Annotated in this window: 21 protein-coding genes and 1 pseudogene; 6 read left to right on the top strand and 16 right to left on the bottom strand. The window is 59.7% G+C overall.

The window, feature by feature from the left end; translation table 11 throughout:
* Window positions 1–4: 4 nt before the first annotated feature.
* From ACRC4F_RS13315 to ACRC4F_RS13305, 3 genes are all read right to left on the bottom strand, one after another.
* Window positions 5–175: a hypothetical protein gene (locus tag ACRC4F_RS13315; RefSeq protein ID WP_438659711.1), complete on the bottom strand. Its 171-nt coding sequence runs from the start codon at window positions 173–175 to the stop codon at window positions 5–7.
* A 150-nt stretch (window positions 176–325) separates the two neighbouring features.
* On the bottom strand, window positions 326–1,339 hold the full coding sequence (locus ACRC4F_RS13310) for a zinc-binding alcohol dehydrogenase family protein (RefSeq protein WP_438659710.1): 1,014 nt from the start codon (window positions 1,337–1,339) through the stop codon (window positions 326–328).
* A 32-nt stretch (window positions 1,340–1,371) separates the two neighbouring features.
* Window positions 1,372–1,665 carry a putative quinol monooxygenase gene (locus ACRC4F_RS13305; RefSeq protein WP_438659709.1) on the bottom strand — a complete coding sequence of 98 codons (294 nt, stop codon included), beginning with the start codon at window positions 1,663–1,665 and terminating at the stop codon, window positions 1,372–1,374.
* A 118-nt stretch (window positions 1,666–1,783) separates the two neighbouring features.
* Here ACRC4F_RS13305 and ACRC4F_RS13300 point away from each other — a divergent pair, with 118 nt between their 5' ends.
* Window positions 1,784–2,713 carry a LysR family transcriptional regulator gene (locus ACRC4F_RS13300; protein ID WP_438659708.1) on the top strand — a complete coding sequence of 310 codons (930 nt, stop codon included), beginning with the start codon at window positions 1,784–1,786 and terminating at the stop codon, window positions 2,711–2,713.
* 317 nt (window positions 2,714–3,030) lie between these two features.
* Window positions 3,031–3,765 carry an ArsR/SmtB family transcription factor gene (locus ACRC4F_RS13295; RefSeq protein ID WP_438659707.1) on the top strand — a complete coding sequence of 245 codons (735 nt, stop codon included), beginning with the start codon at window positions 3,031–3,033 and terminating at the stop codon, window positions 3,763–3,765.
* A 157-nt stretch (window positions 3,766–3,922) separates the two neighbouring features.
* Here the strand turns inward: ACRC4F_RS13295 and ACRC4F_RS13290 are convergent, their stop codons facing one another.
* The 3 genes from ACRC4F_RS13290 to ACRC4F_RS13280 form a co-directional block, all read right to left on the bottom strand.
* The gene (locus ACRC4F_RS13290) at window positions 3,923–4,876 is read right to left on the bottom strand and encodes an adenosine deaminase (RefSeq protein ID WP_438659706.1); all 954 of its coding nucleotides are present in this window, start codon (window positions 4,874–4,876) and stop codon (window positions 3,923–3,925) included.
* A gap of 79 nt (window positions 4,877–4,955) precedes the next feature.
* Entirely contained in the window at window positions 4,956–5,921 is a 966-nt protein-coding gene (locus tag ACRC4F_RS13285; RefSeq protein ID WP_438659705.1) for a 2-oxoglutarate and iron-dependent oxygenase domain-containing protein, read from the bottom strand.
* Between the two features lie 162 nt (window positions 5,922–6,083).
* Window positions 6,084–7,166, bottom strand: coding sequence for a BMP family ABC transporter substrate-binding protein (locus ACRC4F_RS13280; protein WP_438659704.1), 1,083 nt, complete (start codon window positions 7,164–7,166; stop codon window positions 6,084–6,086).
* 295 nt (window positions 7,167–7,461) lie between these two features.
* On the opposite strand from ACRC4F_RS13280, the gene ACRC4F_RS13275 reads away from it, so the two are divergent.
* Window positions 7,462–8,550 carry a calcium:proton antiporter gene (locus ACRC4F_RS13275; RefSeq protein WP_438659703.1) on the top strand — a complete coding sequence of 363 codons (1,089 nt, stop codon included), beginning with the start codon at window positions 7,462–7,464 and terminating at the stop codon, window positions 8,548–8,550.
* 127 nt (window positions 8,551–8,677) lie between these two features.
* Here ACRC4F_RS13275 and ACRC4F_RS13270 read toward each other — a convergent pair whose 3' ends face one another.
* From ACRC4F_RS13270 to ACRC4F_RS13260, 3 genes are all read right to left on the bottom strand, one after another.
* A complete protein-coding gene (locus tag ACRC4F_RS13270) occupies window positions 8,678–10,036 on the bottom strand; it encodes an 8-oxoguanine deaminase (RefSeq protein ID WP_438659702.1) in 1,359 nt (452 codons plus the stop codon).
* 205 nt (window positions 10,037–10,241) lie between these two features.
* The gene (locus tag ACRC4F_RS13265) at window positions 10,242–10,928 is read right to left on the bottom strand and encodes an SDR family oxidoreductase (protein ID WP_438659701.1); all 687 of its coding nucleotides are present in this window, start codon (window positions 10,926–10,928) and stop codon (window positions 10,242–10,244) included.
* Window positions 10,929–10,953: 25 nt separating this feature from the next.
* Window positions 10,954–11,304 carry a MerR family transcriptional regulator gene (locus ACRC4F_RS13260; RefSeq protein WP_438659797.1) on the bottom strand — a complete coding sequence of 117 codons (351 nt, stop codon included), beginning with the start codon at window positions 11,302–11,304 and terminating at the stop codon, window positions 10,954–10,956.
* Between the two features lie 83 nt (window positions 11,305–11,387).
* On the opposite strand from ACRC4F_RS13260, the gene ACRC4F_RS13255 reads away from it, so the two are divergent.
* Window positions 11,388–11,822, top strand: a complete 435-nt coding sequence (locus ACRC4F_RS13255) for a hypothetical protein (RefSeq protein WP_438659700.1) — start codon at window positions 11,388–11,390, stop codon at window positions 11,820–11,822.
* A gap of 44 nt (window positions 11,823–11,866) precedes the next feature.
* On the opposite strand, the gene ACRC4F_RS13250 is transcribed toward ACRC4F_RS13255, so the two are convergent.
* From ACRC4F_RS13250 to ACRC4F_RS13225, 6 genes are all read right to left on the bottom strand, one after another.
* On the bottom strand, window positions 11,867–12,793 hold the full coding sequence (locus ACRC4F_RS13250; protein ID WP_438659699.1) for an ABC transporter permease: 927 nt from the start codon (window positions 12,791–12,793) through the stop codon (window positions 11,867–11,869).
* Window positions 12,793–13,899, bottom strand: a complete 1,107-nt coding sequence (locus ACRC4F_RS13245) for an ABC transporter permease (protein WP_438659698.1) — start codon at window positions 13,897–13,899, stop codon at window positions 12,793–12,795. Before ACRC4F_RS13245 ends, ACRC4F_RS13250 begins: the two co-directional genes overlap by 1 nt.
* An 11-nt stretch (window positions 13,900–13,910) precedes the next feature.
* Complete coding sequence (locus ACRC4F_RS13240; protein ID WP_438659697.1) at window positions 13,911–15,476, bottom strand: ABC transporter ATP-binding protein; 1,566 nt, start codon at window positions 15,474–15,476, stop codon at window positions 13,911–13,913.
* Window positions 15,477–16,007: 531 nt separating this feature from the next.
* Complete coding sequence (locus tag ACRC4F_RS13235) at window positions 16,008–16,589, bottom strand: IMPACT family protein (protein WP_438659696.1); 582 nt, start codon at window positions 16,587–16,589, stop codon at window positions 16,008–16,010.
* Between the two features lie 7 nt (window positions 16,590–16,596).
* A complete protein-coding gene (locus tag ACRC4F_RS13230) occupies window positions 16,597–17,247 on the bottom strand; it encodes a TetR/AcrR family transcriptional regulator (protein WP_438659695.1) in 651 nt (216 codons plus the stop codon).
* 143 nt (window positions 17,248–17,390) lie between these two features.
* The gene (locus tag ACRC4F_RS13225) at window positions 17,391–18,311 is read right to left on the bottom strand and encodes a LysR family transcriptional regulator (protein WP_008006295.1); all 921 of its coding nucleotides are present in this window, start codon (window positions 18,309–18,311) and stop codon (window positions 17,391–17,393) included.
* Window positions 18,312–18,435: 124 nt separating this feature from the next.
* On the opposite strand from ACRC4F_RS13225, the gene ACRC4F_RS13220 reads away from it, so the two are divergent.
* Both ACRC4F_RS13220 and ACRC4F_RS13215 read left to right on the top strand, forming a co-directional pair.
* Window positions 18,436–19,785 (top strand): aspartate aminotransferase family protein, encoded by a 1,350-nt coding sequence (locus ACRC4F_RS13220; RefSeq protein WP_438659694.1) that lies wholly within the window; start codon window positions 18,436–18,438, stop codon window positions 19,783–19,785.
* A 64-nt stretch (window positions 19,786–19,849) separates the two neighbouring features.
* Entirely contained in the window at window positions 19,850–21,343 is a 1,494-nt protein-coding gene (locus tag ACRC4F_RS13215) for a CoA-acylating methylmalonate-semialdehyde dehydrogenase (RefSeq protein ID WP_438659693.1), read from the top strand.
* A gap of 196 nt (window positions 21,344–21,539) precedes the next feature.
* Here ACRC4F_RS13215 and ACRC4F_RS13210 read toward each other — a convergent pair.
* Window positions 21,540–21,723: pseudogene (locus ACRC4F_RS13210) on the bottom strand (hypothetical protein); the annotation flags it as partial.

Here is a 21,723-nt window from a genome sequence, read left to right as displayed (position 1 = left end):
GGGCTCAGCCAGCGGCGCGTTGCTGCTGGTCGGGAAATTGATGAGGCGCAAGCAAGCGTGCTTCAAGGGTTCGAGTGAAGGCGCGAGCTTCGGCTTCGCTGCGGAAGGTGACGGCGTGTTGGTCCAGACGGACCTGCCACTGTGATTTAGCCACTTCTTTTATCAGGATCTTCATTGCTGAACTCTCCTCTCTTAAAAGATGTTACGTAAAAGAATGCATCGCAGAGGTTTCGATTGTAGACCTGAATACGATCGCAATTGTGACAAGGGTCAACTCTCGGACTGACGGTGTCGTCCAGAAGGACGACACCTGTTTCAGCTTGTTTCAGAACCCTTCGAGCACGATCTTGCCCTTGGACTTGCCGCTTTCCAGCAGTTCATGGGCACGCCGCAGGTTAGCCGCGTTGATGGTCCCGAAGTGCTCGCCGACCGTGGTCTTCAGCGTCCCGGCGTCAATCAGCGCGGCCACGCGGTTGAGCAGTTTGTGCTGCTCGATCATGTCCGCCGTCTCGAACAGCGAGCGGGTGTACATGAATTCCCAGTGCAGCGACAGGCTCTTGCGTTTGAGCTTGGTCACGTCTAGCGCCTTCGGATCATCGATCAGCGCCAGTTTGCCTTGCGGCGCCAACGCCTCGACCAATTGATCAAGGTGATGATCGGTCTGGGTCAGGCTGGCGACATGAGTCACCTGCTCGATCCCTGCACGCTTGAGTTCTTCACTCAGCGGCTGGCTGTGATCGATCACCAGGTCGGCGCCCAACTCGCGTACCCAACTCTGGGTTTGCGCACGGGAAGCGGTGCCGATGACGTTCAGCCCGGTGAGCTGGCTGGCCAGTTGCGTGAGGATCGAACCCACGCCGCCAGCTGCGCCGACGATCAGCAGGCTTTGGCCTTCATCGGCTTTGCCTTCGCGCACTTGCAGGCGTTCGAAGAGCAATTCCCAGGCCGTGATGGCGGTCAGCGGCAGCGCAGCGGCTTCGGCGAAACCGAGGGTTTTCGGCATATGGCCAACGATGCGTTCGTCCACCACGTGCAATTCGCTATTGCCCCCCGCACGGGCGATGGAGCCCGCGTAAAACACTTTGTCGCCCGCCTTGAACAGAGTGACTTCACTGCCGACGGCCTTAACCACACCGGCCACGTCCCAACCCAGCACTTTCGCCGCGCCGCCTTCAGGCTGGACGTTCTGACGGACCTTGGTGTCGACCGGGTTCACCGAGATGGCTTTGACTTCCACCAGCAGATCGCGCGGACCGGCGACCGGTTCTGGCAGTTCGACGTCTTGCAGGGAGTGGGCGTCGCTGATCGGCAACGAGGCGTAGTAGGCGATGGCTTTCATGTAGGGCTCCTGAACAGTAATTGAAAAAGGGATCAAGCCACGGTGCGCAGGCGCTTGAGTTCGAAGTGCTCGAGGAAGTCGCCGGCCTTGGCGCGGAAGTTCTGGACATGGGCGCTGGCGTCATGGGCTTGCAGGGCTTCGTCGCTGCTCCAGTGTTCAATCATGTAGAAAGCCAGCGGGTTGGCGAGGTCCTGGTGCAGGTCGTATTGGCCGCAGCCGGCCTCGGCGCGGGTCGGTTCCACCAACGCACGCAGGTGTTGTTCGAGGGCGTCTTGCTGACCGGCTTTGGCAATCAGGGTGGCAATGGCGGTGAAAGGCTGGGACATGGTCGACTCCGGAAGCGGGATGATTTGGATGGGACAGATGATTGGCTATTTCTCTGCAAGATAAAACCCGCTAAAAGAGCAGTCTCTTTCAATATTTTTTTGATAATCGAGGCTGGAAATGCTGCGTTTCGATGACTTGCAGGTGTTCGTCCGGGCTGCGGACCTGGGCAGTCTGTCGGCGGCGGCGCGGGTGATGGACATGTCCGCGGCGGTAGCCAGTGCGGCGTTGAAGCGCATCGAACAGCAACTCGGCGCGCGTTTGCTGGCGCGTTCCACCCGCAGTTTGCGCCTGACCGCCGAAGGCGAGGGTTTTCTGGAATATGCCCGTGCCGCCCTGAGCAATCTCGATGAAGGTCGACGTTTGCTGGCCAGCGGACAGGATCAGGTCAGCGGGATCTTGCAGTTATCGGCGCCCTCGGACTTTGGTCGCAACCTGTTGCTGCCATGGCTCGACGAATTCCAGCGCGAGCATCCCCAACTGACTGTTCGTCTGTTGCTGGGCGATCGCATTGCCGATCTGTTCCGCCAACCGGTGGACATTGCCCTGCGTTACGGCGAGCCGGAAGACTCAAGCCTGGTGGCGCTGCCCATCGCCCCGCAAAACCGTCGTGTGCTCTGCGCTGCGCCGAGTTACCTGGCCAAACATGGCGAGCCGCGGCATCTGGAGCAATTGGCACAGCACAACTGTCTGTTGTTCATGCTCGGCAGCCGGGTCCATGACCACTGGAGTTTCCACGACGGCAAACGCGAAGTCGGCCTGACCGTCAGCGGCGACCGTTTCAGTGATGACGCCGATGTCGTGCGGCTGTGGGCAGTGGCAGGGGCCGGGATTGCATACAAGTCCTGGCTCGATGTCGCCGCCGATGTGCTTGCCGGCCGGTTGAAAGTGCTGATGCCGGAGCTGCTCTGTGAGCGCGCACCGCTGAATTTGCTGTGCGCCCATCGCGCACAATTGAGTAAGCCGGTGAACCTTCTGCGGGAAATGCTTGCCAGCCGATGCGCTCATTTAGGCAGTCAATTTCCGAGGATATCGAGCATCGATCATTAGTCGCAGGCAAATAGCGAAATTTCTGTCAGGAACTATCACCACCCGCGCTTTCCCAGGGGCAGGAACCGGCGGTTAACCCGCTTATACTAGCGCCCGCCTCATGTACGCACCGTCGATCTCGCGATGGCGAGTCCGCGTTCAAGTCGACCCGGCCTCTCGACCAGGCCCCCGACCTTCGCGATACCTGCGAAGCAAAGGCGCAGGTGTATGGGTGGCTTTGCTCGGCTTATGGCGGTTTCCGCGTCTTGGCCGACGACACATTACTGGTCAAGATGTCTCTGAGCAGCAGACGAAACGATTCAACAGGGAGTGAATACATGGAACATGCACCTTGCATCAGCCAGATCGCCACGTTGCTGGCTGACCCCAAGCGCAGCGCAATGATGTGGGCCTTGATGGACGGCTCGGCGCGGCAGACCGAAGAGCTGGCGCTATTGGCCGGCCTGTCTCCGTCTTCGGCCAGTGCACACCTGGGGCGTTTGTCCGCCGGAGGTCTGTTGAAAGTCGAAATCCGCGGACGCAAACGCTTTTTCCGCCTGGCTGCACCTGAGGTGGGTGCGGCAATCGAAGCGTTGGCCAGTGCGACGCTGGCCAGCACACCGCTGGAAGTCCCGGACGTTTTCAAACGCACCAGCCCCATTGCCAAACCTCAGACGGCGCCTTCGTCGTTATTGCGGGCCAGGCTTTGCGATGACCATCTGGGAGGCACTCTGGCCGCCGATCTTTACCAGCGGTTGCTGGATTCTGGCTGGATCGAGCAGTTTGAACAGCGTGTCATGATCACCCACAAGGGTTCCACGCAACTGGCCTCGCGAGGGGTATTCATCCAGGCCCTGGCCCATCGCAACAGCAGAGTGGCGTGCGCGTGTCCCGACTGGAGCGAAAGACGACCGCACATGGGCGGTTCGCTGGGTGCTGCGTTGTTGCAGCTGTTCATGCAATCTGGCTGGTTGAGTCTGCCCAGCGATTCGCGCGCCTTGCAGATCACGGCCGCGGGACAGCGAGAGATCAATCGTTTCGCCAGGGAAACCGAGCTGGAAATGGCGCTTTAGCGCTATTTGATAAACTAGCCCGGCAGCCGGCTGAGCACCGTACCTGTGGGAGCGAGACCGGCTTGCCGGCGATGGCGGTGTGTCAGTTAATATCTAAGTCGACTGACAGACTGCAATCGCGAGCAGGCTCGCTCCCACAAGGGTTTTGCGGTGAGGCTTATGGTTTGACCAATCTGGCATCCAGGCTGTTTTGCGCCAGTCGCCTGGCCTGATCCTGGGTCATGCCCAGATCGGTGTACAGCGCGTGGAAGTTCTCGGTCACATACCCGCCGAAGTACGCCGGGTCATCCGAGTTCACAGTCACTTTCACGCCACGCTCAAGCATGTCGAGGATGTTGTGCTGAGACATGTGGTCGAACACGCAGAGCTTGGTGTTGGACAACGGGCACACGGTCAGCGGGATCTGCTCGTCGATGATCCGCTGCATCAAACGCTCGTCTTCGATGGCGCGAACGCCATGGTCGATGCGCTGGATTTTCAGCAGGTCGAGGGCTTCCCAGATGTACTCGGGCGGGCCTTCTTCACCGGCGTGGGCGACGGTCAGGAAACCTTCGTGACGGGCACGGTCGAACACGCGCTGGAACTTGCTCGGCGGATGACCCATTTCCGAACTGTCCAGGCCCACGGCCACAAACGCCTCGCGGAACGGCAGCGCCTGGTCGAGGGTTTTTTCGGCTTCTTCTTCGCTCAAGTGTCGCAGGAAGCTCAGGATCAAACCGCTGGTGATGCCCAGTTGCTGCTCGCCATCCTTCAGTGCGGCGGCGATGCCGTTGAGCACCACTTCGAAAGGGATGCCACGGTCGGTGTGGGTCTGCGGGTCGAAGAACGGTTCGGTGTGAATCACGTTCTGCGCCTTGCAACGCAACAGGTAGGCCCAGGTCAGGTCGTAGAAATCCTGCGAGGTGCGCAGCACGTCGGCGCCCTGGTAATACAGGTCGAGAAACTCTTGCAGGTTGTTGAAGGCGTAGGCCTTGCGCAGGGTTTCGACATCGCTCCACGGCAGGGCGATCTTGTTGCGTTCGGCCAGGGCGAACAGCAACTCAGGCTCCAGCGAACCCTCGAGGTGCAGGTGCAGTTCTGCCTTGGGCAGGGCGTTCAGCCAGTCGTACATAGTCTTTTCTCATCAGGTGCAGATGGCGAGCATTCTACAGATGCCAGTAGAAACAATTAGCAAAACCTGACCAGCCGGTTCACACCGCGGGCTGTTCCCGTCGATAGGCGTAGGTCTCGGCGAAGCGCGAGAGCAGGAATTCGGCGCAGGTGGTGGCCGGGTACTTCGCCGGGTGCGATTCGTCCTGGCAACCGGGCAGGCATTCAATGGGCGTGTCGGGGTGGGGTTCGGCGAAGAACGGCATCGAATAACGATCGACGCCCAGCGGGCTGATCACCCGGTGCGGTGTCGACAGGTAACGGTCGTTGCTCCAGCGCGCCATCATGTCGCCGAGGTTCACCACGAACGTGCCTTCGATCGGCGGCGCGTCGATCCACTCGCCTTTGACGTTGCGCACTTGCAGGCCGCCGGCGGCGTCCTGGTACAACAGGGTGATGCAGCCGTAATCGGTGTGGGCGCCGGCGCCTTGTTGCTCTTCGGAACTGGCGGTGTGGCGCGGCGGGTAGTGAATCATCCGCAGTACGCTGACCGGCTCAACGAATCGGGTGTCGAAGAAGTCGCGCTCGATGTTCAGCGCCAGGGTCATGGCACGCAACAGGGTTTGCGCAAGTGCCTGCATGTCGACGTAGTGTTGCTCCATCAACGCTTCCCATCCCGGGATTGATGGATGGCGGTTGGGACCGCGCAACGGTTTTTCAGCCAGCACCTCAGGATGGTCGGCCGGCAGGTGCAGGCCCATGTCGAAGGTTTCTTTCAGGTCGCTGGGTTTGCTCGGGTCGAGTTGCTCGGTGGCGATGGCGCCGTAGCCGCGGTGATGGCGGGTCTGGGTAATGTCGATCTTGAGTTTTTCGGCGGCAGGCAGGGCGAAGAAGCGCTGGGCGTGGTCGAGTACGGCGTTGATGCGCGACGCGGAGATCGGGTGACCCTTGATATAGAAAAAGCCCCATTCGCGGCAGGCAAGGTCGATTTGCTTGGCGACGGATTGCCAGGTGGTTTGGTCGTCGCTGTAGAGCGGGGCGATGTCGATGATCGGGAGTTGGTTCATGCTGCTGTCCTGAAAGTGCCACTGGCTTAGGAACAGTGGAGATCCATTGTGGGAGCGAGCCTGCTCGCGATTGCAGTCTCTCAGTTGACTAAGATATTGACTGACACACCGACATCGCGAGCAGGCTCGCTCCCACAGATACTGTGTTTCAAATGAAGAAGATTACTTGGGGATGTCGGCCTTCATGCCTTCAACGTAGTAGTTCATCGACGCCAGTTCCGCATTGCTGGCCGTCGCGCCTGCCGCGATTTTCTCGGTGCCGGCCTGATCCTTGATCGGCCCGGTGAACGGGTGGAAGGTGCCGCTCTTGATGTCTGCGATGATCTGCTCGGCTTCGGTTTTCACCGCCGCTGGCACCAGGTCGCTGATTGGCAGTTCAACCGTGCCTTCTTTCAACCCGCCCCAATAATCCTGCGACTTCCACGCGTGGTCGAGCACGCTTTGGGTCGCCTGAATGTAATGCGGGGCCCAGTCATTGACGATCGAAGTCAGCACCGCTTTCGGCCCGAAGTGCGCCATGTCCGAAGCGTAGCCGACGGCGTACACGCCACGACGTTCAGCCGCCTGAATCGGCGCCGGGCTGTCGGTGTGCTGGAACACCACATCGACGCCCTGGTCTATCAGCGCGTTGGCTGCGTCGGCTTCCTTGCCCGGATCGAACCACGAGTTGACCCACACCACCTTGATCTCGGTGCCGGGGTTGTATTTGTTCAGGGCCAGTTGAATGGCGTTGATGTCGCGGATCACTTCCGGGATCGGGAAGGACGCGACGTAACCGATCTTTTTGCTTTTGGTCATCTTCGCCGCAAGGAACCCGCCGACGTAGCGACCTTCATAGGTGCGCGCCAGGTAGGTGCCGAGGTTCTTGTCCTGCTTGTAGCCGGTGGCGTGTTCGAAAGTCACCTTGGGAAATTGCTTGGCGACTTTCAGGGTCGGGTTCATGTAGCCGAAAGACGTGGTGAAGATCAGGTCGTAGTTGTCCTTGGCCATGTTGCGGATCACCCGCTCGGCATCCGCCCCTTCAGCGACGTTCTCTACGTAATTGGTGGTGATCTGGTTGCCGAACTTCTCGGCCAGCGCCTTGCGCCCCTGTTCATGCTGATACGTCCAGCCGTGGTCACCAATCGGACCGATGTAGACGAAGCCGACTTTCAGCGGGTCGGCGGCACTGGCGGTCAGGCTCGCGCTCAGACCGATGGCCGCGGCGACGGCGCAAAGCAGCTTCTTCAACGGACGTTTGTGCATGAATTCGACTCCCTGTTGTTGTGAGGTTGGCAGGGGCAATGCAAATTGCTGACCAACAGGACAACAAACAAGCCGGAACCGTGTCGAGGCCATCGCGATCAGGCTCGCTCCTACAGAAGACCGCATTCCAATGTGGGAGTGAGCCTGCTCGCGATAAGGCCGGTAAGGTCGATAAAAGTGCATCGCCGAGCACAGCCGCCATCCACTGGTGCGCTAAGGTGTAACGAAACGTTAGCGCCGCCCCGCAGTCAGTAGCTCATCACTCAATTCGCTCCACTCGGCAAAAAGGCCCGCGATGCTCACACTCCTCAAGCAAGAAAAGTTTCTGCTGCTGGCCCTGATTGCCGCCTTCATCGCCTACCCGCTGGAACACTGGATGCTGCACAGCGGCCAACCCGTCGCGCTGACCGCCGGCCTGGTGTTGATCGCGTTCATCGTCGCCGCCTCCATGCGCGTCGCCCATCACGCTGAACTGCTCGCCGAAAAAGTCGGTGACCCTTACGGCACGATGATCCTGACCTTGGCCGCGGTGCTGGTGGAAGTGGTGATCCTGGCGATCATGATGAGCAACGAAGCCTCACCCACGCTGGTGCGCGACACGATTTATTCGGCGGTGATGCTCGACATCAACGGCATCCTCGGCCTGGCCGCGTTGATGGGCGGGATCAAGCATGGCGAACAGTCTTACAACGATGACTCGGCCCGCAGCTACAGCGTGATGATCCTCACCGCCATGGGCGTTTCCATGGTGGTGCCGGAGTTCATCCCCGAGGCCAACTGGAAGCTGTATTCGGCATTCACCATCGGCGCGATGGTCGTGCTCTACGCCCTGTTCCTGCGTATGCAGGTCGGGCCGCACAGTTATTTCTTCAGTTACAGCTACCCGGAAAAACGTCGCAGGAAAGTCCCGGAGGAAGAACCTGAACCGGTCAATCTGGCGCTGAGTATCGGCACGTTGGTGTTCGGTGTGGTGGTCATTGGCGCCTTGGCCGAAGTGATGTCCAAGACCCTTGATCTGGGCCTGGAAGGCACGGGTGCACCGCCGGTGATCACGGCGATTCTGGTGGCGGCCATTTCCGCTGCGCCGGAGATTCTGACCGCGTTACGCGCGGCCTTGGCCAATCGCATGCAGTCGGTGGTCAACATCGCCATGGGCGCGTCACTGTCGACGGTGATCCTGACGGTGCCGGTGATGGAAGCGATGGCGCTCTACACCGGCCAGCCGTTCCAGATGGCGATGACCCCGGTGCAAACGGTGATGATCTTCCTGACGCTGATCGTCAGCGCGATCAACCTCAACGACGGCGAAACCAATGCGATCGAAGGCATGACCCATTTTGTGTTGTTTGCGACGTTTATCATGTTGTCGCTGTTGGGCCTTTGAACACACCACAAAACAAATTGTGGGAGCGAGCCTGCTCGCGATGACGGAGTGTCAGTCAACATTGATAGAGTCTGGCACACCGCTATCGCGAGCAGGCTCGCTCCCACAGTTTTTGATTTGTGTTGTGTCAGGTACCGGCGATCAGTTGTCGAGCCGCCTGGCTGTGATCGGCAATCAACCCTTTGAGGTCTAGCCCATCGACCTGCCCATCAATTACCCGCCACTTGCCACCGATCATCACCCGATCCGCCCGATCCGCGCCGCACAGCAGCAACGCCGACACCGGATCATGGCTGCCGGAGAAACGCAGCTCATCCAGCTTGAACAACGCCAGATCCGCCTGCTTGCCCACTGCCAGTTCGCCGATGTCGGTACGGCCCAGCAAACTGGCCGAGCCCTTGGTCGCCCAGCCCAAAACCAGTTCCGGGGTGATCTTCTCCGCGCCATAACGCAGCCGCTGAATGTAAAGCGCCTGACGGGTTTCGAGCATCATGTTCGACGCATCGTTGGACGCCGAACCGTCCACGCCCAAGCCGAGCAACGCGCCGGCAGCGGTCAGGTCCAGCGTCGGGCAAATGCCCGAGGCCAGGCGCATGTTCGAACTCGGGCAATGGCAAATCCCGGTGCCCGCAGCGCCGAGGCGCGCGATTTCATCCGGGTTGAAGTGGATGCCGTGGGCCAGCCAGGTACGCGGGCCGAGCCAGCCGACGCTGTCCAGATAATCCACAGTGCGCAAGCCGAAGCGTTGCAGGCAGAAGTCTTCTTCGTCGAGGGTTTCGGCCAGGTGCGTGTGCAGGCGTACGTCGAGTTTGTTCGCCAGTTCGGCGCTGGCGGACATGATTTCCGGCGTCACCGAAAACGGCGAGCACGGCGCCAGGGCGATCTGGATTTGCGCGCCATCGCCACGCTCGTGGTACTCGGCGATCAAGCGCTGGCTGTCAGCGAGGATCACTTCGCCTTCCTGCACGGTCTGCTGTGGTGGCAGTCCGCCGTCCTTTTCGCCCAGGCTCATGGAACCACGTGTCAGCATGGCGCGCATGCCCAGTTCGCGGACGCTCTCGACTTGCACGTCGATCGCGTTTTCCAGACCTTCGGGAAACAGGTAATGGTGATCAGCGGCGGTGGTGCAGCCGGACAGCAGCAATTCGGCCAAAGCGACTTTGGTGGCGAGGGCGAGTTTTTCAGGCGTGAGGCGTGCCCAGACCGGGTAGAGGGTTTTCAGCCACGGGAACAACGGCTGATTGACCACCGGTGCCCAGGCGCGGGTCAGGGTCTGATAGAAGTGGTGATGGGTGTTGATCAGCCCCGGCAGAATCACATGCTCGCGGGCATCGAAGACGTGTCCACAGGGCGCGGACGGTTGCTGGCCAGCGGCGAGCACTTCGACGATCACACCGTCTTGCACAACCAGACCGCCACGGGCATCGAGGCCATTGGCAGTAAAGATCGCGAGGGGATTTTTTAACCAGGTACGGGTCGCAGGCATGTTGGCCGGCTCCTCTGAAAGTTGGGTTCAGGTTAGCCAGCTCAGTGATTACCCTGTCTGCTGATCCAGGGTCGCCGCGGGGGCGAGGTGCGGAGTTTCGAACAAAACCGGACTGTGAGCAAGCCCGGCCCGACCAGACGGTACAGATCCCAATATGAAATGAAACCCTGTGGGAGCAGGCTCACTCCCACAGGGACAGTGGTGTTTACCAGGGAATGGTTTCGCCTCTGTAATTCACGAAGTGATGCCCACCCTTGCCGACATAAGCATTCACCTGATCAACCAACCCGCGCGTGCTGGTTTCCACATCGATATCAGCGCCTTCACCGCCCATGTCGGTCTTCACCCAACCCGGATGCAACGACAGCACGGTCAGTTTCTGTTCGCCCAATTGAGTGACGAAGCTGTTGGTCATGGAGTTCAGCGCCGCTTTGCTGGCCTTGTACAACGCCAGCTCCGGCGCGTCCGGCATGGTCACGCTCCCGAGTACCGAACTCATGAACGCCAGTACGCCGGTGTCCGGGCGAATCTGCCCGGCAAAACGCTGCGTCAGGTTGATCGGCGCCACGGCGTTGGTGAAGAACAACTGACCGACCTCGGCCAGTGTCGCGCCCCCCGGCGTCTGCACTTCCGGCCCCTTGACCCCGGCATTCACGAATAGCAGGTCGAACACTTCACCCTTGAGCTGTTGGCTCAGGGCGATGACGGCCTGCTGATCGTCCATGTCGAGTTTTTCGATCCGCACCTTGCCCAACGCTTGCAGCGCCTCGGCGTTCTGCGGGTTGCGCACGGTGGCGGTGACTTGCCAGCCGTCGGCCAGCAGGGTTTTCACCAGGCCGAGGCCCAGGCCCCGGGAGGCACCGATGATGAGTGCGGTTTTTGCCTTGGACATGAGTAGCTTCCTTGATAAATGAGGATCATGGACGCAGTGGACAGCGTTGCCCGAGCCGTTGTTGCAACTCGTGGCGCAATGCACCGAGTTCGTCCATACGGGTTTCAATCAGCTTGAGCTTGTCTTGCAGCAATTGCGTGACGGCGGTGTCAGGGTCGGGCGATTGCCATATCGCGGCGACGCTGTTGCCGATCTCGCCGAGCGTAAAGCCCAACCGCTGAGCCGTCTTGATGTACAGCACCAGTTGCACCATGTCTGGCGGGTAGTCGCGATAGCCGTTGGCACTGCGTTGCGCGGCGATCAGTCCGCGCTGCTCGTAAAAACGCAGTGTGTCGCGGCTGACCGCGCTGGCCTGGGCTAATTCACCGATGCGCATCATGACGTCTCGAGAGGGGCTTGACCCTGGAGCATACTCCAGGCTTTAGCCTTGTTGCTCCCTGAATTTACGGAGCAAGGCCGATGTGGACTTCAACGCAATATCGCCGGTTGGTGCGGGGCAGCGCCTGGTACGACTTGATCGTGACGGCGGCGTTTATCACGCCGTGGAGTTTTGCGGCGTTGCATGGGGTGTTGATGAGTGTGAGCCGGGCTTTCGATTTGCCTGGAGAGTTGCCGCCGTTCGAGCCGATGCACATGCTGATGGCAAATCTGCTGGGGTCGATTGTGTGTGTCTGGGCGGTGCTGCGGATTCGGGATCCGCAGCAGGTGTTTGGGCGGTATGACGCAGTCGGCAGATTCCTGTTCTCTACTTGGCAGCTCTATGCCTTGCTCCACGGCGCCAGTTCATTGTTGGTGATTTTCCTGGTCTTTGAATTGGCGTGGGGCGTGGTTCAGGTGTTGCCTGTCAGGCAGTCATCGCGAGCAGGATCGCTCCCACAGGGGAACGCGGTCTAATGTGGGACCGAGCCTGCTCGGGATGATGCCAGTGCAGACGACCGCTAATGCCCAGCTCGCCACGGCTGTCCCAACGACACCGGCGCATACAACCGTGTGCGCAGTGCATCCCGCGACAACAGCACCAACACCACAATCGTCGCGACATACGGCAACATCGCCAGCAGGCTCGACGGAATCGCCAGCCCCAACCCCTGCGCCACCAGGTGCAGGATGCTGGCGAGCCCGAACAGGTACGCGCCCAGCAACAATCGCCACACCCGCCAACTGGCAAACACCACCAGCGCCAAGGCAATCCAGCCACGGCCGGCGCTCATGTTTTCCGCCCACATCGGCGTGTAAGCCAGGGACAAATACGCCCCGGCCAGACCGGCCATCGCCCCTCCAAAAAGCACCGCCAACGTGCGCACACGCAACACCGGCAAGCCCATCGCACTGGCGGCATCGGGGCTTTCCCCAACGGCCTGAATGATCAACCCGACACGACTTTTCAGGCTCACCCACGCCACCAGCGCAAACAGTGCGAACGACAGATACACCAGCAGATCCTGCGCAAACAGCATCCGCCCGATCAGCGGAATCTCACTCAACCAGGGAATCGCCACCGGCTCAAAACCCGCCAGCGGTTTACCGACCCACACCGCGCCGACAAACGTCGACAGGCCCACGCCGAAAATCGTCAGCGCCAGCCCGGTGGCCACCTGATTGGCGTTGAACACCAGGGCCACCAGCGCAAACAACGACGACAACAGCATCCCGGCGAGCATCGCCAGCAACACGCCGAGCCACAGGTTGCCGCTGTTCAGCGCGACGATAAAACCGATCACCGCGCCAAACAGCATCATGCCTTCCTGGCCCAGATTGAGGACGCCGCTTTTCTCGCAGATCAGTTCCCCCAAAGCCACCAGCAGCAAAGGCGTGCCGCAACGAACCATGGCGAAAAAAATATTGCTCAGCAGATCGATATCCATCAAAGCGCTCCTGCGTGTACGGCGGTGGCTTGCGCGCGGCGAGTCCAGCGCAGGTTCAAGCGCGGCCGGTAGAGAATCAGTACGTCACTGGCCAGCAGGAAAAACAGCATCATTCCCTGGAACAATTGGGTGATCGCCTGCGGAAGATTCATGCTCATCTGCGCGTTCTCGCCGCCGATGTACAGCAACGCCATCAGCAGGCTGGAAAACAGAATGCCGATGGGGTTGAGTCGCCCGAGAAACGCCACAGTGATCGCGGCATAGCCATACCCCGGCGAGACTTGCGGCACCAATTGGCCGATCGGTCCGGTGACTTCACAAACACCGGCCAGCCCAGCTAATCCGCCGCTGATCAGCAGCGCCAGCCAGATCAGCTGTTTCTCGCGAAACCCGACGAAGCCCGCCGCACGCTTGTCCAGGCCGAGGACTTTGATCTGGAAGCCGACAAAGCTTTTCTGCAATAAAACCCAGACCGCCACCAACGCAAGCAGGGCGAAATACACCCCGGCGTGAACCCGGCCGTCCTCCATCAGCAGCGGCAAACGACTGGCATCGCCGAACATCGCCGACTCTGGAAAGTTGAACCCGGCAGGGTCCTTCAGCGGCCCATGCACGCAGAACAGCAGCAGGTTCAGCGCGATGTAATTGAGCATGATGCTGGTGAGAATTTCGTTGGCGTTGAAGCGCGTGCGCAACCACGCCGTCAGCCCGGCCCACGCAGCTCCGGCGAAGGTGCCGACGAGCAGGATCAGCGTCAGCGCCCAGCGACTTTGCATGTCGATGATGTTCACCGCCAGTGCACTGCCGGCCAGGGCGCCAAGCAGCAACTGGCCTTCGGCGCCGATGTTCCAGATCCGCGCCTGATACGCCACGGCCAACCCCAGCGCGCAAAGCAAAATCGGCAGGGCTTTGACCAACAGTTCGGAGACGCCATACAAATCGCTGACCGGTGCGATCAGCAAGGTGTGCAGGGTGAGCAGCGGATCATGGCCCAAGGCGATAAACAGCAGTGAGCCGCAGCCCAATGTCAGGACCGCCGCCAGCAACGGCGAGCACCACAGCATCAGGCGCGATTGCTGGCCACGGGGTTCGAGAGAAAGCAGCATGTGAAACTCCGTTAAACCGTTGCGGATGCGAGTGGTTGAGGGGCGTCGAACTGGCCGGCCATCCAGCCGCCGACATCGATCAGACGCGTGTCGACCGTGGCGCTGAGCGGCGATAGGCGTCCGCTGCACAAGGCGCCGAGCCGGTCGCTGATCTGGAACAATTCGTCGAGGTCTTCGCTGATCACCAGAATCGCCGCGCCGGCATCGCGCAAGGCAATCAGCGCGCGGTGAATGGTCGCGGCGGCGCCGACGTCCACGCCCCAGGTCGGGTGCGCGGCCACCAGCAATTTCGGTTGCTGGAGGATCTCGCGGCCGAGGATGAATTTCTGCAAATTGCCGCCGGACAGGCTGCGGGCAGACGCTTGAGTGTCGGGCGTCTTCACACCAAAGCGGCGGATGATGTCTTGCGCCAACGTCTCGACCTTGGCGCGCTGGATAAGCCCATTGCTGACCAGTCCTTGTTGAAACGCAGTCAGGAGGGCGTTGTCGGCGAGGCTCAATTCGGGCACTGCACCGTGGCCCAGCCGCTCGGCGGGAACGAAGGCGAGACCAAGTTTGCGTCGTGCGTCGGGGCGCAAATCGGCGACCGGTTGCCCGCCGAAACGAATCGTCGCGTTATCGTTTCGGGCCAGCCGCTCTTCGCCGCTTAGCAGGGCCAGCAACTCATCCTGACCATTGCCTGCAACGCCGGCGATACCGACGATTTCGCCGCTGCGCACTTCTAGGTCAATGTCCGTCAGGGAGCAGCCGAACGGGTCGGGGTTGTGCCACGACAAGCCGTTCACGTTCAAACATGCATCGCCGCCAATCACTTTCGGATAATCAGTAATCAGTTCAGCCGCTTCACCCACCATCAGCTTTGCCAATTGCTGATCAGAACACTCGGCCGGCACGCAATGCCCGGCCACTCGACCGCCGCGCAGCACCGTGGCGCTGTGGCACAACGCACGCACTTCACCGAGTTTGTGGCTTATAAACAGAATGCTGCAGCCCTCGGCCGCGAGTCGGCGCAGGGTGACGAAGAGGTCGTCGGCCTCCTGCGGGGTCAGCACCGAAGTCGGCTCATCGAGTATCAACAAGCGAATGTCCTGCATCAGGCAGCGAATGATTTCCACCCGTTGTCGCTCGCCGATCGACAGGCTGTGGACAAGTCGCTCCGGTTCCAGCGCCATGCCGTAGCGCCGGGAGACTTCACGAATCTTTGGCTCAAGCTGTTTCGGCGTACCGGCCGCAGCCCCCATCGCCAGGGCAATGTTCTGCGCCACGCTGAGGGTTTCGAACAGCGAGAAATGCTGGAACACCATGCCGATCCCCAATGCGCGAGCCTGTGCCGGATTGCGCATGTTCACGCGCTGGCCTTGCCAGATCATCTCGCCTGAGTCGGCGTGGGTGACGCCGTAGATGATTTTCATCAACGTACTTTTGCCCGCGCCGTTTTCGCCGAGCAGGGCGTGGATTTCACCGGGAGCAATGTTCAAGTCGATGGCGTCGTTGGCCAGGCAGCCGGGATAACGTTTGCTGATTTTGCGCAGTTGCAGGCGGGGTGTTTGATCGGGGATCGGCACGGGGTTGGGCATGACTGACTCGGATCGACAGGAGTTATGCCTGTGGATAAAGCAATTTCCTGGCCATTGAGTCAGGAAAACCGAAAATCCTTGGTAGCAAAGGCATTGGAGACAGGGCCTCGCCATTTTTGAAAGCCGATCAGGCACTACTTGGGGGCAAAGCCTTTGATCAGGCTCTTATTTTGCTCGTTGGGAGTTGGTCAAAAAACGAGCAACTCGCGGCAACCTTTGCCGGGTATAGGGCTGCGCCAGCCATGAACGGGTTATCCACAGGTTGTTCCACAGTATTTGTGCGCAAGCTGAAAGCATGGGCATAAGCACTGTGCGGCTATCTTCTAAAGGTGATAACCGACTCTAACTAATTGTTTTTCAGTGGAATTAAAGTTTCTTGGAGAAGATTGGACGAAAAATGAGCAAAGCCCGCAAAGCCGCATGACAGAAGGGTTACAGCAGGATATGCGCAGGTTATCCACAGCCGGGTGCACAGCAGATGTGGGCAAATGAACGGGCCCTGCGAAAGGCCAGTGAACGTTGTTGGTGCGATCAGTGCTGCAACACAATGCGCCCGCGACTCAAGTCTGCCAGTTGCGTTTGCAAGGCAGTGATCTGCTCTTTGCCGATCGCCAATTGCAACTCCACGCCATTGGCGGTGAACGTTTCTTCCACCACTAGGCCGCCCGATTCCGCGACGCGCAGTTTCACCAGGGCCAACTCGCCAAATGCACAGGCACAACTCACCGGCACCCGGCTGATCAGTTCAACTTTCGCCGCGCCTTGCAGGCACTTGTTCGCGCCGCCGCCGTAGGCCCGGGCGAGGCCGCCGGTGCCCAGTTGAATGCCGCCATACCAGCGAATAACCAGCACCGCGACCTGATCGCAATCCTGCGCTTCGATGGCCGCCAGAATCGGTCGACCTGCGGTGCCGCCCGGTTCGCCATCGTCATTGCTGCGGTATTGATCGCCGAGCTTCCAGGCCCAGCAGTTGTGCGAGGCATTCAAGTCGCTGTGCTGATCGATGAACGCCTGGGCTTCAGCTGGGCTGGAGATCGGCGCGGCGAAAGTGATGAAACGACTTTTGCGAATCTCTTCGCGGTATTCGCAAAAGCCGCTTAGGGTAAAAGGCATAGGAGTCTTAGATAGCTGGCGTCAGGCCGCAGCCTTTGAGGATGATGCGGATCAGGTTGTTGCCGGCGTCTTCCATGTCTTGCTTGGTCAGCTTGGTGCGGCCGCTGACACGGCAGATCTGTGTGGCAAAATCGGCATAGTGCTGGGTGCTGCCCCACAGCAGAAAAATCAGATTCACCGGGTCGACCGGGTCCATCTTGCCGGCATCGATCCAAGCCTGAAACACTGCCGCACGGCCCTGGAACCAGGCGCGATAGTCCTGGTTGAAATACTCGGTCAGGCACTCGCCGCCACTGATCACTTCCATGGCGAAGATGCGTGAGGCTTGCGGCTGGCGACGGGAGAATTCCATTTTGGCGCGGATGTAACGCGCCAGTGCTTCGGCCGGATCATCCTCGGCGGTCAGGGTGTTGAAGGTGCTGTCCCACAACTCGATGATGTTGCTCAACACCGCCACGTACAAACCGAGTTTGTTGGTGAAGTAGTAATGCAGGTTTGCCTTGGGCAACCCGGCATTCAGGGCAATGGTGTTCATGCTGGTGCCTTTGAATCCGTGACGGGCGAACTCGTCTTCGGCGGCTTTGATGATGGTCTCTTCGTTCTTCTGACGAATGCGGCTGGCAGGTTTGCCGCCGTGAGCGGGGACTTCAAAGGTCATAGGCACTTCCGGACAGGATGGGTGGGTGCAACCAAGTGCGTTGATAGCGCACCCACAGGCTCCAGACAAGTCCCGACGCGATAAAACCTGAACACCAAAAACCCCTGTGGGAGCGAGCCTGCTCCCACAGTTTCTTCGGTTGTTCAACGGGTCGCGGCCAGGCTTTCGAGGAAGCTTTCCAGCACCAGATGCGGGCGACGACCCTTGCGTGTGACCGATGCGAGGCTCAGGTCATAAAAACGCGCCTTGGGTTTTAGCGCGCGCAATCGACCTTGCTGCACCCAGAGGCTGGCGTAGTGGTCCGGCAGGTAGCCGATGTAGCGCCCGGTGAGGATCAGGAACGCCATGCCCTCCCGGTCCGAGGCACTGGCCGTGCAATTGAGCGCCTGGTAATGCGCCTGGATTTCGGCCGGCAAACGGAAGGTCGGCGCGATGGCGTCCTGACTGTTGAGGCGCTCGTCGTCCAGTTGTTTATCGTCGACATAAAACAAGGGATGGCCGACCGCGCAATACAGCAGCGAACGTTCGCTGTAGAGCGGCTGATATTCCAGCCCGGACAGCGCGCTGGCCTGCGGTACCACGCCGACGTGCAAGCGACCGTCGAGCACGCCTTGTTCGACTTCATTGGGCGCGATCATGCGAATCTGAATCTGCACGTCAGGCCCGCGTTCCTTCAATTGTGCCAAGGCGTGGGTGATGCGCATGTGGGGCAGGGTGACGAGGTTGTCGGTGAGGCCGATGGTCAATTCACCGCGCAGATGCTGGTGCAGACCGTTGACCTCGGTGCGGAAGCTTTCCAGCGCACTTAATAGCTGCAACGCCGATTGGTAAACCTCGCGACCTTCTTCGGTCAGGGAAAACCCGGCGCGACCGCGTTGGCATAAACGCAGGCCGAGGCGTTGTTCCAGATCGCTCATCTGTTGGCTAATGGCCGAGCGACCGATTCCCAATACCGATTCCGCCGCGGAGAAGCCGCCGCATTCCACCACGCTGCGGAAAATACGAAGCAGGCGGATATCAAAGTCGCTGACTTGCGCGAGTGGATCGGGGCGACGGCTACTCATAGTTTAGTGGTGGCCTGACTGAACGTTAGAAGAGTTGGATTTCACCGACTTTATCCTCGTGGCAATTTAGCTGCAAGAACGCTTTTGATCTCTATGCCGCTTATTGCCCTGCGAGGTTTTGCCCATGAACTTGCCCGAAAACGCCCCGACTTCCCTGGCCAGCCAGCTCAAGCTCGATGCCCACTGGATGCCCTACACTGCGAACCGCAATTTCCAGCGCGATCCGCGACTGATTGTGGCGGCGCAAGGAAGCTGGTTGACGGACGACAAGGGTCGCAAGGTCTACGATTCGCTGTCGGGTCTGTGGACCTGTGGCGCCGGGCACACTCGCAAGGAAATCCAGGAAGCGGTTGCCAAGCAACTCGGCACGCTCGATTACTCGCCAGGTTTCCAGTACGGCCATCCTTTGTCGTTTCAACTGGCCGAGAAAATCACTGACCTGACCCCGGGCAATCTGAACCACGTGTTCTTCACCGACTCGGGTTCCGAGTGCGCTGACACGGCAGTGAAGATGGTTCGTGCTTACTGGCGTCTGAAAGGCCAGGCCACCAAGACCAAAATGATTGGCCGTGCCCGTGGTTATCACGGTGTGAACATCGCCGGCACCAGCCTTGGCGGTGTGAACGGCAACCGTAAAATGTTCGGTCAGGCGATGATGGACGTCGATCACTTGCCGCACACGTTGCTGGCGAGCAATGCCTACTCCCGTGGCATGCCGACAGAGGGCGGTATCGCCCTGGCCGATGAGCTGCTCAAGTTGATCGAACTGCATGACGCATCGAACATTGCCGCTGTATTTGTCGAGCCAATGGCCGGTTCCGCTGGCGTGCTGGTTCCGCCGCAGGGTTACCTGAAGCGTCTGCGCGAGATCTGTGATCAGCACAACATCCTGCTGGTGTTCGACGAAGTGATCACCGGATTCGGCCGTACCGGCTCGATGTTCGGCGCCGACAGCTTTGGCGTGACCCCGGACCTGATGTGCATCGCCAAGCAAGTCACCAACGGCGCGATCCCGATGGGCGCGGTGATTGCCAGCTCCGAGATCTATCAAACCTTCATGAACCAGGCGACGCCGGAGTACGCGGTCGAGTTCCCGCACGGTTACACCTACTCCGCGCACCCTGTTGCTTGCGCCGCCGGCCTGGCCGCACTCGACCTTCTGCAAAAGGAAAACCTGGTGCAGAGCGTGGCTGAAGTCGCGCCGCATTTCGAAAATGCGCTGCACGGCATGAAGGGCTCGAAAAACATTATCGACATTCGTAACTACGGTCTGGCCGGCGCGATCCAGATCGCACCACGTGACGGCGACGCCATTGTGCGTCCGTTCGAAGCGGGCATGGCGCTGTGGAAAGCCGGGTTCTACGTACGCTTTGGCGGCGACACCCTGCAGTTCGGCCCAACCTTCAACAGCAAGCCGCAAGACCTTGATCGTCTGTTCGATGCGGTCGGCGAAGTGCTGAACAAGATCGACTGATTTTCCCTTCTATATAGAGGCACCCTTTATAGCGTGCCTGTGGACAACTTTTCAGGAGCCCCGCATGAGCCTTATCCCGCATTTGATCAATGGCGAACTGGTGACCGAAGATGGTCGCACGGCTGACGTGTTCAACCCGTCCACTGGCCAGGCTATCCACAAGCTGCCGTTGGCCAGCCGCGAAACCATTCAGAAAGCTATCGACTCGGCCAAGGCCGCGTTCCCGGCCTGGCGCAATACTCCGCCGGCCAAGCGTGCGCAGGTGATGTTTCGCTTCAAGCAACTGCTGGAGCAGAACGAAGCGCGTATCGCTCAGTTGATCAGTGAAGAACATGGCAAGACTCTGGAAGATGCGGCAGGCGAGTTGAAGCGCGGCATCGAGAACGTCGAGTTTGCGTGCGCGGCGCCGGAAATTCTCAAAGGCGAATACAGCCGTAACGTTGGCCCGAATATTGATGCCTGGTCAGACTTCCAGCCGTTGGGTGTGGTGGCCGGTATTACGCCGTTCAACTTCCCGGCGATGGTGCCGCTGTGGATGTATCCGCTGGCAATCGTCTGCGGTAACTGCTTCATCCTCAAACCGTCCGAGCGTGATCCAAGCTCGACGTTGCTGATTGCTCAATTGTTGCTGGAAGCCGGTCTGCCTAAAGGTGTACTGAGTGTGGTGCATGGCGACAAGGCTGCGGTGGACGCACTGATCGAAGCGCCGGAAGTCAAGGCGCTGAGTTTCGTGGGTTCGACGCCGATTGCAGAATACATCTATGCCGAAGGCACCAAGCGCGGCAAACGCGTTCAGGCATTGGGCGGGGCGAAGAACCATGCGGTGTTGATGCCGGATGCGGATCTGGATAACGCCGTCAGCGCACTGATGGGCGCGGCCTACGGTTCTTGTGGTGAGCGTTGCATGGCGATCTCGGTGGCCGTGTGTGTGGGCGATCAGGTGGCGGATGCGCTGGTGGCCAAGTTGGTACCGCAAATCAAGGCGCTGAAAATCGGTGCCGGGACAACTTGCGGTCTGGACATGGGGCCGTTGGTTTCCGGTCAGGCTCGCGACAAAGTCAGTGGCTATATAGAAGACGGCGTTTCTTCGGGTGCGTCCTTGGTGGTGGATGGTCGTGGCCTGAGCGTTGCCGGTCATGAGGAAGGCTTCTTCCTGGGTGGCTGCCTGTTCGATAACGTCACGCCCGAGATGCGCATCTATAAAGAAGAGATCTTTGGGCCGGTGCTGTGCGTTGTCCGGGTTAACAGCCTGGAAGAGGCGATGCAACTGATCAACGATCACGAGTATGGCAACGGCACCTGCATCTTTACCCGTGACGGGGAAGCGGCGCGGTTGTTCTGTGACGAGATTGAAGTCGGTATGGTCGGCGTCAACGTGCCGTTGCCGGTGCCGGTGGCTTATCACAGTTTCGGTGGCTGGAAGCGCTCGCTGTTTGGCGATCTGCATGCTTATGGTCCGGACGGTGTGCGTTTCTATACTCGTCGCAAGGCCATTACCCAGCGCTGGCCACAGCGTGCGAGCCATGAAGCGTCGCAATTCGCATTCCCTAGCTTGTAAGCAGAAGGGAAGAAGGCCGAGCTCCGTGGGGCTCGGCCTTCTTGTTTTCGGGATTTTTGACCTATATGACAGAATTGTGAAAATAGGTGTTGACGGCAGATTCTGGAAGTCTATAATTCGCCCCACTTCCGGCGCAGTCGAAACGGAAAACTCCTTGGTAAACAAAGAGTTACGCAGTTTTCGACAGCGAGTTGCTTCAGGTCATCGAAGCCCAGAAGGAGTTGATCAGGCGGGGTTGTGTGGCTTGATTGACGGTTCGATCTTCTCGGTCGAAAGCGGAGAAAAAGAGGTGTTGACAGCAGCGAGTAACGCTGTAGAATTCGCCTCCCGCTAACGAGAGATCGGAAGCGCAAGTGGTTGAAGTTGCAAAGGAAACTTTG

Origin of the sequence: Pseudomonas sp., assembly GCF_051660785.1 — a bacterium.
Classification (GTDB): Bacteria; Pseudomonadota; Gammaproteobacteria; order Pseudomonadales; family Pseudomonadaceae; genus Aquipseudomonas.
Note: the sequence above shows the minus strand (reverse complement) of the source record. Positions and strands in the feature narration are given on the sequence as shown.

Coding starts and splice junctions, on each gene's coding strand:
- ACRC4F_RS13290 (WP_438659706.1), bottom strand. CDS start 4,876: ATGTACGACTGGCTGAACGCCCTGCCCAAGGCAGAACTGCACCTGCAC.
- ACRC4F_RS13310 (WP_438659710.1), bottom strand. CDS start 1,339: ATGAAAGCCATCGCCTACTACGCCTCGTTGCCGATCAGCGACGCCCAC.
- ACRC4F_RS13305 (WP_438659709.1), bottom strand. CDS start 1,665: ATGTCCCAGCCTTTCACCGCCATTGCCACCCTGATTGCCAAAGCCGGT.
- ACRC4F_RS13250 (WP_438659699.1), bottom strand. CDS start 12,793: ATGGATATCGATCTGCTGAGCAATATTTTTTTCGCCATGGTTCGTTGC.
- ACRC4F_RS13275 (WP_438659703.1), top strand. CDS start 7,462: ATGCTCACACTCCTCAAGCAAGAAAAGTTTCTGCTGCTGGCCCTGATT.
- ACRC4F_RS13315 (WP_438659711.1), bottom strand. CDS start 175: ATGAAGATCCTGATAAAAGAAGTGGCTAAATCACAGTGGCAGGTCCGT.
- ACRC4F_RS13225 (WP_008006295.1), bottom strand. CDS start 18,311: ATGAGTAGCCGTCGCCCCGATCCACTCGCGCAAGTCAGCGACTTTGAT.
- ACRC4F_RS13230 (WP_438659695.1), bottom strand. CDS start 17,247: ATGACCTTTGAAGTCCCCGCTCACGGCGGCAAACCTGCCAGCCGCATT.
- ACRC4F_RS13220 (WP_438659694.1), top strand. CDS start 18,436: ATGAACTTGCCCGAAAACGCCCCGACTTCCCTGGCCAGCCAGCTCAAG.
- ACRC4F_RS13280 (WP_438659704.1), bottom strand. CDS start 7,166: ATGCACAAACGTCCGTTGAAGAAGCTGCTTTGCGCCGTCGCCGCGGCC.
- ACRC4F_RS13300 (WP_438659708.1), top strand. CDS start 1,784: ATGCTGCGTTTCGATGACTTGCAGGTGTTCGTCCGGGCTGCGGACCTG.
- ACRC4F_RS13265 (WP_438659701.1), bottom strand. CDS start 10,928: ATGTCCAAGGCAAAAACCGCACTCATCATCGGTGCCTCCCGGGGCCTG.
- ACRC4F_RS13260 (WP_438659797.1), bottom strand. CDS start 11,304: ATGCGCATCGGTGAATTAGCCCAGGCCAGCGCGGTCAGCCGCGACACA.
- ACRC4F_RS13245 (WP_438659698.1), bottom strand. CDS start 13,899: ATGCTGCTTTCTCTCGAACCCCGTGGCCAGCAATCGCGCCTGATGCTG.
- ACRC4F_RS13295 (WP_438659707.1), top strand. CDS start 3,031: ATGGAACATGCACCTTGCATCAGCCAGATCGCCACGTTGCTGGCTGAC.
- ACRC4F_RS13285 (WP_438659705.1), bottom strand. CDS start 5,921: ATGAACCAACTCCCGATCATCGACATCGCCCCGCTCTACAGCGACGAC.
- ACRC4F_RS13270 (WP_438659702.1), bottom strand. CDS start 10,036: ATGCCTGCGACCCGTACCTGGTTAAAAAATCCCCTCGCGATCTTTACT.
- ACRC4F_RS13235 (WP_438659696.1), bottom strand. CDS start 16,589: ATGCCTTTTACCCTAAGCGGCTTTTGCGAATACCGCGAAGAGATTCGC.
- ACRC4F_RS13255 (WP_438659700.1), top strand. CDS start 11,388: ATGTGGACTTCAACGCAATATCGCCGGTTGGTGCGGGGCAGCGCCTGG.
- ACRC4F_RS13215 (WP_438659693.1), top strand. CDS start 19,850: ATGAGCCTTATCCCGCATTTGATCAATGGCGAACTGGTGACCGAAGAT.
- ACRC4F_RS13240 (WP_438659697.1), bottom strand. CDS start 15,476: ATGCCCAACCCCGTGCCGATCCCCGATCAAACACCCCGCCTGCAACTG.